This window comes from Amycolatopsis sp. (assembly GCF_035276945.1).
GTDB lineage: Bacteria > Actinomycetota > Actinomycetes > Mycobacteriales > Pseudonocardiaceae > Amycolatopsis_E.
Genome location: NZ_DATELF010000115.1, coordinates 85670 through 101797, shown reverse-complemented (window position 1 = coordinate 101797; position 16128 = coordinate 85670). Strand labels below are relative to the sequence as shown.

Annotated in this window: 15 protein-coding genes; 11 read left to right on the top strand and 4 right to left on the bottom strand. The window is 65.4% G+C overall.

What is annotated here, in order from left to right; genetic code table 11:
• Positions 1-403: helix-turn-helix domain-containing protein (locus tag VJT49_RS20985; RefSeq protein WP_324166572.1), on the bottom strand; the 403-nt coding region annotated here is incomplete at its 3' end.
• Positions 404-630: 227 nt separating this feature from the next.
• Positions 631-948, bottom strand: coding sequence for a hypothetical protein (locus VJT49_RS20980; protein WP_324166571.1), 318 nt, complete (start codon positions 946-948; stop codon positions 631-633).
• Positions 949-1227: 279 nt separating this feature from the next.
• On the opposite strand from VJT49_RS20980, the gene VJT49_RS20975 reads away from it, so the two are divergent.
• Positions 1228-2868, top strand: a complete 1641-nt coding sequence (locus VJT49_RS20975; protein ID WP_324166570.1) for a GMC family oxidoreductase — start codon at positions 1228-1230, stop codon at positions 2866-2868.
• A 309-nt stretch (positions 2869-3177) separates the two neighbouring features.
• Positions 3178-3501: a nuclear transport factor 2 family protein gene (locus VJT49_RS35365; protein WP_414636046.1), complete on the top strand. Its 324-nt coding sequence runs from the start codon at positions 3178-3180 to the stop codon at positions 3499-3501.
• Between the two features lie 46 nt (positions 3502-3547).
• Here the strand turns inward: VJT49_RS35365 and VJT49_RS20970 are convergent, their stop codons facing one another.
• Positions 3548-5338: a sigma-54-dependent Fis family transcriptional regulator gene (locus VJT49_RS20970; protein ID WP_324166569.1), complete on the bottom strand. Its 1791-nt coding sequence runs from the start codon at positions 5336-5338 to the stop codon at positions 3548-3550.
• Between the two features lie 186 nt (positions 5339-5524).
• Between VJT49_RS20970 and VJT49_RS20965 the strand changes: the two genes are divergently transcribed.
• The 8 genes from VJT49_RS20965 (at position 5525) to groL (ending at position 14470) form a co-directional block, all read left to right on the top strand.
• Positions 5525-7162 carry a methane monooxygenase gene (locus VJT49_RS20965; protein WP_324166568.1) on the top strand — a complete coding sequence of 546 codons (1638 nt, stop codon included), beginning with the start codon at positions 5525-5527 and terminating at the stop codon, positions 7160-7162.
• Positions 7163-7312: 150 nt separating this feature from the next.
• The gene (locus VJT49_RS20960; RefSeq protein ID WP_324166567.1) at positions 7313-8362 is read left to right on the top strand and encodes a 2Fe-2S iron-sulfur cluster-binding protein; all 1050 of its coding nucleotides are present in this window, start codon (positions 7313-7315) and stop codon (positions 8360-8362) included.
• A gap of 78 nt (positions 8363-8440) precedes the next feature.
• Positions 8441-9553: an aromatic/alkene monooxygenase hydroxylase subunit beta gene (locus tag VJT49_RS20955; RefSeq protein ID WP_324166566.1), complete on the top strand. Its 1113-nt coding sequence runs from the start codon at positions 8441-8443 to the stop codon at positions 9551-9553.
• Positions 9550-9900, top strand: coding sequence for a propane 2-monooxygenase effector subunit MimD (gene mimD / locus VJT49_RS20950; protein ID WP_324166565.1), 351 nt, complete (start codon positions 9550-9552; stop codon positions 9898-9900). Before VJT49_RS20955 ends, mimD begins: the two co-directional genes overlap by 4 nt.
• Positions 9901-10000: 100 nt before the next feature.
• Positions 10001-11014 (top strand): amidohydrolase family protein, encoded by a 1014-nt coding sequence (locus VJT49_RS20945; RefSeq protein ID WP_324166564.1) that lies wholly within the window; start codon positions 10001-10003, stop codon positions 11012-11014.
• The gene (locus tag VJT49_RS20940; RefSeq protein WP_324166563.1) at positions 11011-11757 is read left to right on the top strand and encodes an iron-sulfur cluster assembly protein; all 747 of its coding nucleotides are present in this window, start codon (positions 11011-11013) and stop codon (positions 11755-11757) included. The genes VJT49_RS20945 and VJT49_RS20940 overlap by 4 nt, the downstream gene beginning before the upstream one ends.
• Entirely contained in the window at positions 11754-12779 is a 1026-nt protein-coding gene (locus tag VJT49_RS20935; protein ID WP_324166562.1) for an NAD(P)-dependent alcohol dehydrogenase, read from the top strand. The genes VJT49_RS20940 and VJT49_RS20935 overlap by 4 nt, the downstream gene beginning before the upstream one ends.
• Positions 12780-12820: 41 nt before the next feature.
• On the top strand, positions 12821-14470 hold the full coding sequence (groL, locus tag VJT49_RS20930; RefSeq protein WP_324166561.1) for a chaperonin GroEL: 1650 nt from the start codon (positions 12821-12823) through the stop codon (positions 14468-14470).
• 293 nt (positions 14471-14763) lie between these two features.
• On the opposite strand, the gene VJT49_RS20925 is transcribed toward groL, so the two are convergent.
• Positions 14764-15258, bottom strand: a complete 495-nt coding sequence (locus VJT49_RS20925; protein WP_324166560.1) for an enoyl-CoA hydratase/isomerase family protein — start codon at positions 15256-15258, stop codon at positions 14764-14766.
• A 203-nt stretch (positions 15259-15461) separates the two neighbouring features.
• Between VJT49_RS20925 and VJT49_RS20920 the strand changes: the two genes are divergently transcribed.
• Positions 15462-15683, top strand: coding sequence for an MmoB/DmpM family protein (locus VJT49_RS20920; RefSeq protein ID WP_324166559.1), 222 nt, complete (start codon positions 15462-15464; stop codon positions 15681-15683).
• Positions 15684-16128 lie beyond the last annotated feature (445 nt).

Genomic DNA, 16128 nt, shown 5'->3' with positions numbered 1-16128 from the left:
GCCGCAACGCCAGCTTCAACTGGGTGCGCGGCTCGCCGCGAGCCTGCGGGTACAACGTCTGGCAGATCGTCTCGTACGACACCCGCATAGTGTCGTCATCGGAGAACTCGATACGCAACCGTTCCCCGACCTGGCGTGGCGACCATTTCTTTCCCAACCTCTCGTTCACCGCGTCGTGCAAACGTGTATTCGACTCCAGAACCCGGGTTTTCGGGCGCGACCGGCATACGTCGGCACGACGCTGCGCGTGCATCGCCCGATACTTCTCCCGGCCCCCATTCCGTGCGACCTCACGAGAAACCACCGAATGGTCCCGCCCCAGCAACCGCCCGACCGCACGATACGACTCACCCTTCGCCAACTCCCGGGAAATAATCTCCCGATCCTCCGACGACAACTCCACACCCCGCACCCCAGCAAACCCTTCACCTGACAGAGCCAGAAAACCAGTGACATGATCCTAAAGAACCTGTCGTGCACTGATTATATGACTTGCCCTGTATCGGCGGCTGTTCAACCCGGAGCTGTATCTGCGTGCCTACGGGAAGATCTACCGCAACGATGGTGCCATGACTCCCGGTGTCAACACGGAGACGGTGGACGGTATGAGTCTGAAGAAGATCCAGACGATCATTGAGGCGCTGCGGTATGAGCGCTACCGATGGACCCCGGTCCTGGCCGAGAAGATCCAGGATCAGTGGTCAAATCGGGGATCAGATCCGCGCCCAGCGCATTCATGGAGGCGGTGTCGTGCCACAACCGCTCGATGTCTTCCAGCCGGGTGCCGCCGCAGGCCACGTTATAGATCAGGTTCAAAACATGATCGGACTCGTGGTACGGCAGGTGCACCTTCACCAACTCGAGATCGTCGTTGATCCGATCCACCAGGCCCAGCCTGACCACCAACCGGTGCCGCGCGGCGATCCCCCCGAAACAGGTCGCGTCCACGTTCCCACCCACCTCGTAGGACATTTTCTGTGAGCCGAGCATCGGCGTGGGCTGCACGGCCCAATGCACGGCCCGCGCGTGACGCGCCGCCAGCCGGCGCCGCCGACATGTCGCGTTCCGCCGACTCCGCACATGCGGTATCTTCTTCACCACAAAGGCCTTTCTTGTCCGGGCTGTGTCGAGGTCGCAAACCCAGACGGGATAAGGCCTTTGCCTACTCGGAGCCGATCCCACACGACCGACACACCTACTCGAGGCCCCTAGCTCGAAAGGACGCTGATGTCCAGGACAAACCAGAACACTTGGCAAGATCCGGAAGAAATCGCTCGCCGGGTGCGGGACGGAAGTCTCACTCGACGGAACCTGCTCAAGTTGTTCGGTGTGTCGGCGATGTCGGTCGCGCTGGCCTCGACCACGGGGACGGCAGGCGCGGCATCTCGCCGCTACGACTACGTCATCGTGGGAGCGGGCTCGGCCGGGTGCACGCTGGCCGCGCGACTGCTGGCGGACTCGCGGGCGAGTGTGCTGCTGATCGAGGCCGGTGGTACGAACGACCTGCCGGAGGTGCGGGACTTCACGAAGGCGGGCACGCTGACGGCGCCGGGCTCGACGCTCATCTGGCCATACCAGTCGGAGCCGCAGCAGGAGCTGTTGAACCAGCCGCAGTCGTTCGTGTGCGGGAAGCTCGAGGGCGGCAGCAGCTCGGTGAACGGGATGGTGTGGGTTCGGGGCAATCCGGCTGACTACGACAACTGGGCCGCCCAGGGCGCTATCGGCTGGGACTACGCGAGCGTGCGACCGTCGCTGGACGCGCTGACCGGGCCGATCAAGCCGTCGAGTGAGCTGACGCAGCGCAACCTGCTTTCCCAAGCCACGGTGAACGCGGCCGTCGACGCCGGCTACACGTTCAACCCCGACTACAACGGCGCGACCCAGTTCGGTGTCGCTTACACGCAGCTCAACGTGATGGGCAAGATTCGCCAGGATGCGTTCACCGCGTTCCTGACCCCGTACCTCACCGACCCGCGCCTGACGATCATGACGGATGCGGAGGTCGCGCGGCTGACGTTCGATCGCCGGAAAGCGATCGACGGTGTCGTCATCAACGCGGGTGGTCGCCAGTTCACGATCCGGGCCGACCGGGAGGTCATCGTCAGCGCGGGTACGGTCAACACCGCTCGTCTGCTTCAGCTGTCCGGCATCGGTGCGGCGTGCGATCTGGGACCACTCGGCATCCCGGTCGTCGCCGACCTGCCCGGCGTCGGAGCCAACCTGCACGACCACCTGATCTCCGTGACGTTGAAGAAGCTCCGCGTACCCGAACCCGCGTCGCACCTCACCGCGATGGACGTCAACATCTTCACCGGCAGGGGGCGGGTGCCAGGGACGCCCGCGTACGAGTTCCAGGTCTACTACACGCGCGACGGGTATCCGCCCTTTCCGGGAAACTCGACGTCGATCGGGGTGATGAACCTGCACCAGACCAGCCGAGGGTACGTCAGGCTGCGGTCGGCCGATCCCGCCATACCGCCGATCATCCAGCCGAATTTCCTGCGGACCAAGGAAGATCTCGAGACGCAGCTCGAGGGCTACAAGCTGGCCCTTGAATTGATGAACTCGAAGGGACTGCGCGACTGGGTGACCGACGACGGCGCCATCCCCGGCCCGGCTGTCGACACCAGGAAGGAGCTGATCAAAGCGGTGCGTACCTATTCCCAGGCCGATTTCCACGCGGTCGGCACCTGCCGGATGGGCATCGACGCGCACGCCGTCGTGGATCCCCAACTGCGCGTGCGCGGCGTCACCGGCCTGCGGCTGGCCAGCGCCGCGATCATGCCCAGCATCACGTCGGGCAACACCAACGCCCCGTCGATGATGATCGGCGACCGTTGCGGGCGGCTCATTCTGGGCCGCGCCTGACGCCGAGATTCAAGACCTACGTGGAGTACCCGAGCGGGCAGCTTTTCAAAGCCGCCCGCTCGGCCTTGGGACAGGCGTCGGGCGGCTGATTTCGACCGGCCACTCACTGCGCGACCCGTCAGCGAGACCGTCTTTAGTAGCCGACCACCTTCATGCCGGGGACTTTGCGTCTTCTCCATGCACCACAACAGCATCGGCGTGTCACCAGGCACTACTACCCACCGTCACCGGCGGTTACGCGGAAAGGATCAGTGCCTTTCGGTCGCTTGACGACCGCGGTGGGGGCGGACACCGCCGAGCGCGTCATCGCTGATTTCTGTCAGGCGTACAAACGCGTACGACGCCGCTTCGGCAGCGGCGCTCCATCGGGACGACGGCACTCATCTGGACATGGCGATTGGCTCGAGCCGTTCGGGCCGAGCGGCGAGGCGAGACGGGCTCCGGGAGTTCTTCGGGACCTTCGGGGATCTGAGCTGGACGGTGAAATCCGTGCACGTCGGCAAGGAGCATCACGCCGCCGTCTGCGTCATGCGCGGCTGGACTGACGCGACGGTCGATCACTCTCACCGGGGTCCATACCTTCGAGTTGGACGGGCGAGGTACTGGTCGAGACTCGCGGCTACTGGAGTCTGAACGAGTTCCGGCGACAGATTGCCGCGCCGGCTCGTGAGCGGCTGGATCAGTGGTGCGGAACTATCCCGAAGGCGCGGATCTTGCGGTAGATGGTGGCTCGTGACATGCCGAGGTCGGCGGCCGCCCGCTCCTTGTTACCCTGGTTGGCCGCAAGGCTGGCCACGATGGCATCGCGTTCGATCGTCTCCATCTGGGTGAGCTGGCGGCGAGTGAAGGTCCGGCATTCCACGGGGAGGTCGGTGACCTCGATCGTCCCCGCCCGGCGGCGTCGGGCGACCTCGGCCAGCATGCGGTCGAGCTGGTGGATGTTTCCCGTCCAGGGCAGCCGCATGAGCTGGCGCATGCAGGCGTCCGAGACGGTGAGATCTCGGTTGTTCGTGTGGCGTGCCAGCAGTTTCGGCACGAGGCGGTGCAGGTCATCGACCCGGTGACGCAGTGGTGGCACCTCGACTGTGTGAGCGAAGAACGGCATCAGCCATCCTTCGAGGTCGGGATTGCGCGCCACATCGGTGAGCGTGACGGCCACCCAGGCCGGGGCCTGTCCGGGGGGAGCCGCCTGCCAGGCGGTGAGCAGGTCCGTGAGGCGTTGTGCTCCTTCGCCGGTCAGCGCGTCAGCATGCCGCAGGAGCACTACTGGCGAGTCGCCCCTGGCCACCTCGTCGGCCAAAGCATCGGCCCAGGCCGGGTGGTCGTCCGCGGCCTCGCAATCCCGCAGCACCAGCCGGCCGGTAGGCGAGTGCCGTCGTGTGACGGCCTGTGCCAGGGCTGTCTTCCCGGTGCCGCGTTCCCCGGTCAGGACCAGCCAGCTGCCGTTGAGAAAGCTGACCTCGGCGGCAGCGCACGCTTGCCGCCAGACCGGGCTGGCGCCGGCGACGCCCGGTAGTTGCGGGTCGATTCGACCGGCGGTGGGGCGAGGGGCGACCTGGTTTTTCACCCGGAACACCCCGCCCGCGAGCGCCGAGCCGCTGTAGACCGGCCGGTACTCCAGCCGGGCGACCACGCCGGAGGGCAGGTCGGCCAGGACCGTGACCGGCTTGGTCGAACCTGCCACGTCGGCCGTGTGGCCGAGCAAAGCCGCTCGGTCGGTCACGTCGTACAGCTCCCGGGCGTGGTTGTTGATCATCACGACGTCCTCGTTGACGGCCAGGATCGCGCCTGAGCCCCGCTGGCAGGAAGCGAGGTACTCGCGGAAGAGGGCCAGCTCACGGGCGCCGGTGAGGGCGAGCATCGCCTCCTCGATCCGCTTGGCCGTCGTGCGCGCCAAGGTCAGCAGGAGTGGGCCCGGGGTCCCCGGCCACGACGTCAGGTCGAGTACGCCGACGAGATGCCCGCGTACCGGATGGTGGATCGGCGCGCCGGCGCATTCGAAGTTCGCGAGGCGGCCGTTGAAGTGCTCGAAGCCGGACACGAGCACGGGTTGCTGGCACTCGAGTGTCGTGCCGATTCCGTTGGTCCCCACCGACTCCTCGGCGTAGCTGTAGCCGGGTGCGAGCAAGATCCGGTCCAAAGCGGAATTGAGGGACAGGTCCGGGGTGGACCGGTGCACCACCAGGCCGTCCGCGTCGGTGAGCAGGATGGCGACGGGATGGACCGCCAGGTCCCCGGACAGGTTGTCCAGGATCGGCGTGGCGCTGCGTACCAGAAGACTTTCCCCGTCGCGGTCGGCGACGAACATCGGGGCGGGTTCCTCGGCGTCGACCTGATGTTCCAGCGAGCGCCGCCATGACGCGCGGATGATCTCTCGCACACCTGGGAGCTCGGGCAGGGGTCGCGACAGGAACTTCTCCCGCAGGGTGCTGATCTGCTGCGGGTCCAACCGGCCTTCTCGTGTCGCCACCAGCGTCTCCTTTGACGTTGAGGTGCCATGGCAGGGTGCTGACCCGGCCTGCCGCACCCATCCTGACGGCGCCCAGCCGTCTCCGCAATCTCATATTGAGACAGAAGTTACCTGAGACAGGCAACACACTGCTCCCACGAAAGACGCACTGCCGAGCGCAGAGACCGCGGTCGCAAGGAGGCTTAATTGAGCAGGCAGAGTCTGACCAAGGCGCACAACAAGATCACCGAGCTGTCGTGGGAGCCCACGTTCGCAACCCCGGCTACTCGCTTCGGAACCGACTACACGTTCGAGAAGGCACCGAAGAAGGACCCGCTCAAGCAGATCATGCGGTCGTACTTCCCGATGGAGGAGGAAAAGGACAACCGGGTCTTCGGCGCCATGGACGGCGCGATCCGGGGCAACATGTTCCGGCAGGTGCAGCAGCGCTGGCTGGAGTGGCAGAAGCTGTTCCTGTCGATCATCCCGTTCCCGGAGATCTCCGCGGCGCGCGCGATGCCGATGGCGATCGACGCGGTGCCGAACCCGGAGATCCACAACGGGCTGGCCGTGCAGATGATCGACGAGGTTCGTCACTCGACGATCCAGATGAACCTCAAGAAGCTGTACATGAACAACTACATCGATCCGGCCGGATTCGACATCACGGAGAAGGCGTTCGCGAACAACTACGCGGGCACCATCGGCCGCCAGTTCGGCGAGGGGTTCATCACCGGTGACGCGATCACGGCGGCGAACATCTATCTGACGGTGGTGGCGGAAACCGCCTTCACCAACACGCTGTTCGTCGCGATGCCTGACGAGGCGGCCGCCAACGGCGACTACCTGCTTCCGACGGTGTTCCACTCGGTGCAGTCGGACGAGTCCCGGCACATCAGCAATGGTTACTCCATCCTTCTGATGGCACTGGCCGACGAGCGGAACCGTCCGTTGCTGGAGCGCGACCTGCGCTACGCCTGGTGGAACAACCACTGCGTGGTGGACGCGGCGATCGGTACGTTCATCGAGTACGGCACCAAGGACCGCCGCAAGAACCGGGAGTCCTATGCGGAGATGTGGCGCCGCTGGATCTATGACGACTACTACCGCAGTTACCTGCTCCCGCTGGAGAAGTACGGCCTGGTGATCCCGCACGACCTGGTCGAGGAGGCGTGGAACCGTATCACCAGCAAGTTCTACGTCCATCGGGTGGCGCAGTTCTTCGCCACCGGCTGGCCGGTGAACTACTGGCGGATCGACGGCATGACCGACGCCGATTTCGAGTGGTTCGAGGAGAAGTACCCGGGTTGGTACAACCAGTTCGGCAAGTGGTGGGAAGCCTACAACCGGATGAAGCACCCCGGCCGGAACAAGCCGATCGCGTTCGAGGACGTGGGCTACGAGTACCCGCACCGTTGCTGGACCTGCATGGTGCCCTGCCTCGTTCGTGAGGATCTGGTGGTCGACAAGGTCGACGACCAGTGGCGGACCTACTGCTCCGAGACCTGCGCGTGGACCGACAAGGTGGCGTTCCGTCCGGAGTACGAGGGCCGGGAGACTCCCAACATGGGCCGTCTCACGGGGCAGCGCGAGTGGGAAACGCTCCACCACGACCGGGACCTCGCCGATATCGTCAAGGACCTCGGTTACGTCCGTGACGACGGCAAGACGCTCATCGGGCAGCCGCATCTGGATCTCGACGACCCGAAGAAGCTGTGGACGCTCGATGACCTCCGGGGCATCCCGTTCGCCAGCCCGAACGTGACCCTCAACCAGATGACCGATCAGGAGCGTGCGGAGTGGGCGGCGGCATACCGCGCCAACCCCAACGTCTGCACCTCCTGAGGGTCTGAGAACCAGCGGACGGTGGTGATGACGACTCGGCCGTTTCCGGGCTGTCCATGTCGCCACCACCGTCCGCGCCCCTTGTATTCCCGAGCTGGGCACAGGTGTCCGTGTCCGTGCGTTGACGCCGACCCGAGAATCGAGTCTCTCATGGGCGATACCCATCGCATCTCTTTCGAACCGGTCAACATCGAGATGGAGGTCGATGAGGACGAAAAGATCCTCGACGCCGCGTTCCGGCAGGGCATCCACCTCATGCACGGATGTCGCGAGGGTCAGTGCTCGGCGTGCAAGTCCTATGTCCTCGACGGCGAGATCCAGATGGAGCGCTACTCGACGTTCGCTTGCAACGACGCCGAGGTCGAGGAGGGCTTCGTGCTGCTCTGCCGGGCGCACGCCTTCAGCGATTGCCGGATCGAGTTGCTCAACTTCGACGAAGACGAGCTGCTGAACTCGGCCCCGCTCCAGGAAATCACGACCGAGGTCCTCGAGGTCGTCCCGCACACGCACGACATCGTCGGCCTCAAGCTCAAGCCGGTCGATCCACCGGCGTTCGAGTTCAAACCGGGCCAGTACGCCGAGTTGGGCATCCCGGGCGGCGACGAGCGGCGGTCGTTCTCGATGGCGACGACCCCGGCCACCACGGACCACATCGAATTCCTGATCAAGAAGTACCCGGGCGGACGATTTTCGTCGTTACTCGAGGACGGGATCGAGGTCGGCGACACGATCGACCTCCACGGTCCGTACGGGAACTTCACCCTCAAGAAGGCGCATGTGCTGCCGTTGGTCCTGATGGCAGGAGGCGCCGGCATGGCACCGGTGCTCGCGCTCCTGCGACACCTCAGTGCGACCGGAGACCCGCGCCGGATCCGCTTCTACTACGGCGCCCGCACAATCGCGGATCTCTTCTACCTCGACGAGATCCGGGCGCTGGGAGAACGGCTGGACGACTTCGAGTTCGTTGTCGCTCTCTCGGAGTCCGACGAGGGCATCGAGGACCTCGACGTGACCGCCGAGAAGGGGTTGGTCACCGACGTCGTCGAGGCCAGAGAGCCCAGCTTGCACCGTGCCGAGGTCTATCTGTGCGGACCGCCGCCGATGGTGGACGCCGCGCTGGCCCTGGCCTCGCGGCAGGGGGTACCGGACGACCAGGTGTTCTACGACAAGTTCACCACGTCGGTTCACGAGGACGAGTAGGACGACGGAGGACGCGAGAAGACAGCGACGGACCAGGAGACCGGACAACCTCAGCACTCACCACAGTGGAGAGAGAACATGGCGAGCAGTGCAGCGTCTGCGCCCAAGGTGCGCAGCTTCCCGAAGGTGGAGTTCACCGACTCCGAAGCCGGCGCCTTGGAGTTCCCCAGCTCCAAGAGCCGCACGTTCAACTACTTCAAGCCGGCCAAACTCCGGGCGACCGTGTACGAGGACGTGACCGTCGACGTGCAGCCGGACCCTGAGCGACACCTGACCCAGGGTTGGATCTACGGCTTCGGTGACGGGCCTGGTGGGTACCCGCCGGAGTGGACGCGGGCGAAATCGTCCAACTGGCATGCCTTCCTCGACCCCAACGAGGAATGGGAACAGACCATCTACCGCAACAACTCCGCGGTGGTGCGGCAGGTGTCCCTTTGCCTGGAGAACGCGAAGCGTGCCGGCGCCTACGGCAACTGGAACACGGCCTGGCAGAAGTTCATCGCCCGCAACCTGGGCGCCTGGATGCACGCCGAGAACGGGATGGCGCTGCACGTGTTCACCTCGATCCAGCGCTCCGGGACGACGAACATGATCAACACCGCGGTGGCGGTCAACGCGGCGCACAAGATGCGGTTCGCCCAGGATCTCGCACTGTTCAACCTCGACTTGTCCGAGTCGCTGGGCACCTTCGACGGCTCGGTGCACAAGGAGGTGTGGCAGTCGGCCCAGGAGTGGCAGGCCACCCGCAAGGTCGTCGAGGAGCTCACCGCGGTCGGCGACTGGGCGGAGTTGTTGTTCGGCGCCAATGTCGTTTTCGAGCAGCTGGTCGGTCAGCTCTTCCGGTCCGAGTTGGTCATGCAGATCTCCGCCAAGAACGGCGACTACATCACGCCGACCATCGTCGGCACCGGGGAGTACGACTACAGCCGGGATCTCGCCTACACCCGGGCCTTGTTCCAGCTGCTCACGCGCGACGAGAAGTACGGGGCCGGCAACAAGGAGTTGTTCGGCGAGTGGCTCGCGACGTGGGTGCCGAAGTGCCTGGACGCTGCGCTGGCGTTGCAGCCGATCTGGTCGCAGCCGGCGGAGAAGGCGCGCACGTTCGCGGACTCGCTGGGTGCGACAAAGGAGAAGTTCGCTCAGCTGCTCGAGGAGATCGGGCTCGACGTACCGAAGGAGTTGGACAAGTGAGCGGTGCCATGGAGTTCGGTTCGCAGGCCGGGTCGTCGAACATGTGCGGCGTCACCCTGATGAACACCCCGATCGGCCGTGTCGTCGCCGACGTGATGGCGACGAAGGAAGGCGTTTCTCTCGTGGAGTACCCGTCCATGATCCGGGTGGACGGCACGAGGCTCCTGGAGTTCGACTACGACGAGCTGACCGATGCCCTCGGCCAGCCGTTCGACGGTTCGATCTTCGAGGAGATCAGCTCCACCCACTACGGCCGCATGGTGCATCTGGACGACCGCACGTTGCTCTTCGCCAACCCGGAGGACGCCGCCGAGCACATCGGCTTCGACCTGCTCGCGCACGGCTGAGGCCGAACAGCCCGAAACCACTGGTGGCGGGGCTTCGAAAAGGAGCCCCGCCACCAGTTTCCACAGCAAACAAGCATGACCGAAGGGTGAGGATTCTCTGATGTACGAGAAGGATGGCGAGAAATACTACGTCGTCGACGGGCACGTCCACATCTGGGACGGCCGTGGGTCGAACATCAAGAACGTGCACGGCAAACAGTTCATCGACTGTTTCTACGACTATCACAAGAACCTCAGCCCCGAGGAAGTCATCTGGGACTACGACACGTACACCTACTACGGTGCAGACCGCCTGATGAAGGACCTTTTCCAGGAGGGCCACGTCGACCACGCCATCTTCCAGGCGACCCTGCTGAGCGACTTCTACCACAACGGGTTCGGTCAGACGGAGGAAGCGTTCGGGCTCGCCCGTAAGCACCCGGACAAGCTGACCTACAACCATGCCTACGATCCACGCAACGGTGAGGCGGGGCTGGAGCAACTGCGCCGGGACGCCGAGCGGATGAATCTCAAGGGCGTCAAGCTCTACACCGCCGAGTGGCACGGCGACTCGCGGGGGTACAAGCTCGACGAGCCGTGGTCGCGCCGTTATCTCGAAGAGTGCATCGAGCTCGGTATCAAGAACATCCACGTCCACAAGGGACCGACGATCCGGCCGCTGGACCGGGACGCGTTCGACGTCGCCGACATCGACAAGGTCGCCACCGACTACCTCGAACTCAACTTCATCGTCGAACATGTCGGGTTGCCGCGCCTGGAGGACTTCTGCTGGATCGCGACGCAGGAGTCGAACGTCTACGGTGGACTCGCCGTCGCGATGCCGTTCATCCACGCGCGGCCGCGCTACTTCGCACAGATCATCGGAGAGCTCATCTACTGGATCGGCGAGGACAAGATCCTGTTCGCGAGCGACTACGCTCTGTGGACGCCGAAGTGGCTCGTCGAGAAGTTCGTCGACTTCCAGATCCCCGAGGACATGTCCGAGTATCCCCCGATCACCACCGAGCAGAAGAAGAAGATTCTCGGCCTGAACGCGGCCGCGTTGTACGACCTCGACGTGCCTCGGAAATTCCGGCTGCCGACCGAGGCGGGCGCGGAAGCCGGTGCCCGATGACCACGACCGCCCTGTCCGTGGAGGCCGATGTCCTCTCGGCACTGGCGACGGTGCTCGACCCCGAGCTGGACCAACCTGTGACCGAGCTCGGATTCGTCCGTTCGGTGACCATCGACGATCACAGCGTGGAGGTGCACCTGCGACTTCCCACCGCGTTCTGCGCACCCAACTTCGCCTACCTGATGGTCTCTGATGCCTACGACGCGTTGGCGGGCGTGCCGGACGTGGGCAGGGTGCGGGTGCTCCTGGACGACCACCATGACTCCGACAAGATCAACACCGGCACCGCCGCCGGGCTCGGCTATGTCGGAACCTTCGGCTCCGAAGCGGAAGACAGTCTCGACGAGCTGCGCCGCTCTTTCCAACGCAAGGCTCACCTCGCCGCGATGGAACGTTGCTGCCGGTCGCTACTGGCGAGTGGCGCCTGGACACTCGAAGAACTGCCGCTCCTCGAACTGTTCGACCTGCCCGAGAATTCGCTCAAGGCCGCGCTCCTGCGTCGGCGAGGGGCCCTCGGTCTGCCCAACCACTCGCACGCACGCGTGATGGTCGACCACGACGGCGACCCGATCGCGAAGCCGGACGTCGCGCTGAGGCTGCGACTGGCCACGGCCACCCGCATCTCCATCGAGGGCAACGCCCATTTCTGCCGCGGGCTGCTCGCCACCCGGTATGCCGACACCGGACCGGAGGGTGCCGCCGGATTCTCCCCGGTCATCACGAATTCCAGGAGCCACTCATGAAAGCCGCACAAGTAACCGGGTATCACCAGAACCTCGAGCTGCGCGACGTCGAGGAACCCAAGATCGCCGGGCCGTTGGACGTCGTGGTCAGGGTCGGCGCCGCCGGCGTCTGCCGGACCGACATTCACATCCTCGAGGGACAGTGGGCCGAGAAGTCCGGTGTCGCCCTGCCTTACACGATCGGCCACGAGAATGCCGGCTGGGTGCACGCGGTCGGCGACGCGGTGACGAACGTCGCGGTGGGGGACAAGGTGATCCTCCACCCGCTGATGACGTGTGGTCTGTGCCGGGCCTGTCGCCTTGGCGACGACGTGCATTGCGAAAATGCGCGCTTCCCCGGCATCGACACGCATGGTGGGTACGCCGAGTACGTGCTTACCTCGGCGCGTTCCTGCGTCAAGCTCGATGAAAGCCTCGAGCCGGCCGACGTCGCCGCGCTGGCCGACGCCGGCCTGACCGCTCAGCACGCGGCCGCGAAGGCGGCCAGGGTGCTACGCCCCGGCGATGTCTGTGTCATCATCGGCGCGGGCGGCCTTGGCCACATCGGGATCCAGTGTATGAAGGCGATGAGTTCGGCGACCGTCGTCGTCGTGGACAGGAACCCCAAGGCGCTCGAACTGGCCGAGCAGGTCGGTGCCGACGTCACGGTCGTCGCCGACGGATCCCACGTGAACGAGGTTCTCGAACTGACCGGCGGCCACGGTGCCGAGGCGATCCTCGACTTCGTCGGCGAGGGCGGGTCGACGTCCGAAGGTGTCCGGATGCTGCGGCGCGCGGGAAACTATTACGTCGTCGGTTACGGCGAGAACATTGACGTGCCGACCATCGACATCATCTCGACGGAGATCAACTTCATCGGCAACCTGGTCGGTTCGTACACCGATCTGCAGGACCTGATGGTGCTCGCCGCCCAGGGCAAGGTGAAGCTGCACACCGCCCGGTACCGGCTGGACGAGTTCCAGCGGGCTATCGACGATTTGAGTGCGGGCAAGGTACGTGGCCGCGCAGTTCTCATTCCCTGATCCCGGCAGGGTCCCCTCGCACGGAAAGGAAGTAAGGCATTATGGCGAAGGAGCTGCGGTTCAGCGTGGAGGCGCGGCGCCGGCTAGAGCTCGGCGTCAACACCCTGGCCGACGCGGTCAAGGTCACCCTGGGGCCCAAGGGTCGCAACGCCGTGCTGGAGAAGCTGACCGGACCACCGACGATCACCAACGATGGCGTCACCATCGCCCGGGAGATTCAGCTTCGGGATCCGTTCGCCAACATGGGTGCCCAGTTGGTCAAGGAAGTCGCGATGAAGACCAACGGGGCCGTCGGTGACGGCACCACCACGGCGACGGTGCTCGCTCAGGCCATGGTCCGGGAGGGCCTGGCCGCGCTCGGTGAGGGAGCGAATCCCATGCGGGTGCGCCGCGGCATCGAGGAGACCGTCGAGGCCGTCGTCGAATGGCTGCGCAAGTCCGCGACGCAGGTCGCCGGAGAGGTCGAGCTCGAGCGGATCGCGACCCTGGCGGCGAACGACGACGAACGGATCGGCCGGGTGATCGCGCAGGCACTGACCGCGGTGGGGCGTGAAGGTGTCGTCGAGGTGGAAGAGTCCGAAGACCCCGGCCTCGGCGTCGAAGTGGTGGACGGGATCGAGTTCGACCACGGCTACATCTCGCCCTACATGGTCACCGACCGGGAACGGATGGAGGCCGGCTTCGACGAGCCGGTCATCCTGCTGACCAACAAGAAGATCAGCCAGGTGCAGGAGCTGATGCCCACGGTCGAGGCGGCCCGCCGCGTCGACCGGCCACTGGTGATACTGGCGGAGAACGTCGACGGCCCGGCCCTCCAGCTGATCCTCAGCGGAAACGTGCACGGCACGTTCCCCGCGGTCGTGGTTCGCGCACCTGGCTTTGGTCATCGGCGGCTGGCCGAGCTCGAGGACCTGGCCGCGGCGCTCGGCGGACGCGTGGTCAGCGAGGACTCCGGGATCACCCTCACCGAGGTCACCGAGCGGGACCTCGGTCGCTGCGAGCACATCACGATCACCGAGGAAACGACGACGATCATCGGCGGCGCCGGTGACGAGGCCACGGTGCGGGCGCGGATCGGCCAGCTGGAAAAGCAGCTCAAGCGAGCCCGGATCGAGCACGATCAGGACAGCCTGAGGCTGCGCATCGCGAGGCTTTCGGGCCGCATCGCCGTCGTTCGTGTCGGCGCCGCGACCAGCGTCGAGCTCAAGGAGCGGATGCTGCGAGTCGAGGACTCGCTGGCGGCCGCGAAGGCGGCGTTGGAGGAGGGCGTTGTCGCCGGTGGAGGCGCCGCCCTGGCGCAGGCCGCACGTCGTGTCGAGCTGGCCGGCCTTGAAGGCGATGCCGCGCAGGGACGCGAGATCGTACGCCGGGCTCTGGGCGAGCCCCTGCACTGGATCGCGGCCAACGCCGGCTACGACGGTGGCGAGGTTTTGACACGGGTCGCCGACATGGAGAGCGGCTTCGGGTTCGATGCGCTCACCGGTGCCTACGGCGACCTGTTCGAGGCGGGCGTCATCGACCCGCTCAAGGTAACCCGCTCAGCCCTGGAAAGCGCGGCGTCCATCGCAGCCCTCCTCATCACCACGGAGACGGCGATCGTCGAGGAAGTGCTGGTCAACCCTGGCGCGATCGTCGATCCCAGCTTCGGTGATCTTGCGGAAGGCATGGTGCGCCCGTCCAATATCTATTAGTGCCCTGGCGCCACCGCGCCAAGATGGCCGCCGTCACCGCCAGGGGTGTGTGAATACGCGGGGCGGCGGTCAGGGAGACGACCGTACCGGGAAAGGACGACTGCCGTTCGGTGCGCGGTCGAACCGCGCGAAACAGCAGCTCCCGAACCGTGCGGTCGTCTCCCTGCCCGTTACCCGATACCAACCCTCCGCCCGAACTGACGCCGGGGCAGCGAGCGAGCCCGCGACCACGAACGGTCCCGGACCGCGGGGTATTTCGGCTTGGGCTCTGCCCGAACGGGGGCTGATCAGGGCTAACCGGGAACCGCGATGCGGGTGCGCTGGACGCCGACTTCCCGCATCGCCAGGCTGACCAGCTCCGCCGGCTCGCACCGGTGCTCGACCAACCCGGCCGCCACCGCCGCGGGTGCACGGTATCGCATCCCGCTCCGGGAGAAGGGCTGGATGACCCCTCCGGACATGATCCGGATGTCCGCCGCCTCGGCCAACTTGTATCCCGCGCCGATCGCGTCGCCGTTGATGGCGGCCACGACGGGGAGCCGATGGGAACGTATCCGGTTCAGTACTCGCGATAACCGGTTCGAGGCGGCGGCGCGGATCGGGCCCGGAGCCGGATCGAGGTCGGGCGCGAAAACGCTGCCGGCACCGGTGAGGATGATGGGACGGTCCGGCCCGATGTAGGCGATGGCCGCGGTGAGACCGTCGAGCAGTTCGGCTGTCAGGACTTGTCGTGGCATCGCCCGGATCCGGACCAATATCGCGGACTCCCGGTATTCCAGGTCAAGCATCGGGGACTCCTTCGGAACGGACCGGAGTGCTTTCGGTGCACAGAATACAAAGCCCGTGGTCCACTCGTTGTCTCATATTGAGACCGCCTGTGTGGCGCGACATCTCTGGTCTAGCACCGCCGATCGGGCTTCATGCGCTACCGTGAGTGCCTGGGCTGCTTTGTCCGAAATGGACATCGTGGACCTGAAGAGAACGTGCCGTGATGACGAGCAGGCAGTTCGGATCCAGTCCCACCGTGTCGAACATGTGCAGTGTGACATTGAGGAAGAACCAGCACGCCCACGTCGTGGCCGAGGTCATGCGCGGCAATCCGGAAGTCATGGTCGACGAGTCCAAGCCGAAGATCCGCGTCCGCGCCGAGATCGGATCGTTTTCAACCGGGGCGAGATCTCCGATGCCACAGGAATCGATTTTCCCAGTCTGATCTCGAAAAGATCAGGTCCGCGGACAGTGGGCGGATGGTGCGTCTCGACGCGGCTTGGTCCGGAAACGGGGCTGGCGGTGAAGATTTTTGGAAGTGCGGCCGCCAGGGACTCCCCGGCGTAAGAGGGCTCGGAACGGGCAGACAGTGCCGGCGGGAACTGGGGAGGTCCGTGCCACGATACGTGTGAGCCGCAGGGTGTGCTCGGCAGCGCGCAACAGGCCACGCTGACGTTGCGCGATCCGGCAACGTCGCTGGAGGGGCTTCGGCCGACCTCAAGGACGCGGCACCGGCGCTCACCTCGGCGCTGAACGAACGCCCCGCCACCATGGTGGATTTGCGCGGCAAGAAAGTCGGATACGATACGCAACCGTGCGGCATGCAGTCCGCTCGCCCGACGACCCTTCCCGGTTGTGCTGCCCCCGTGGGATGTGGATTCGCTCCGTCT

Bases quoted from the DNA above. Each gene is read 5' to 3' on its own strand.
- VJT49_RS20925 (WP_324166560.1), bottom strand. From the start codon at position 15,258: ATGCTTGACCTGGAATACCGGGAGTCCGCGATATTGGTCCGGATCCGG.
- VJT49_RS20935 (WP_324166562.1), top strand. From the start codon at position 11,754: ATGAAAGCCGCACAAGTAACCGGGTATCACCAGAACCTCGAGCTGCGC.
- VJT49_RS20975 (WP_324166570.1), top strand. From the start codon at position 1,228: ATGTCCAGGACAAACCAGAACACTTGGCAAGATCCGGAAGAAATCGCT.
- VJT49_RS20920 (WP_324166559.1), top strand. From the start codon at position 15,462: ATGACGAGCAGGCAGTTCGGATCCAGTCCCACCGTGTCGAACATGTGC.
- VJT49_RS20955 (WP_324166566.1), top strand. From the start codon at position 8,441: ATGGCGAGCAGTGCAGCGTCTGCGCCCAAGGTGCGCAGCTTCCCGAAG.
- VJT49_RS20940 (WP_324166563.1), top strand. From the start codon at position 11,011: ATGACCACGACCGCCCTGTCCGTGGAGGCCGATGTCCTCTCGGCACTG.
- VJT49_RS20960 (WP_324166567.1), top strand. From the start codon at position 7,313: ATGGGCGATACCCATCGCATCTCTTTCGAACCGGTCAACATCGAGATG.
- VJT49_RS20945 (WP_324166564.1), top strand. From the start codon at position 10,001: ATGTACGAGAAGGATGGCGAGAAATACTACGTCGTCGACGGGCACGTC.
- groL (WP_324166561.1), top strand. From the start codon at position 12,821: ATGGCGAAGGAGCTGCGGTTCAGCGTGGAGGCGCGGCGCCGGCTAGAG.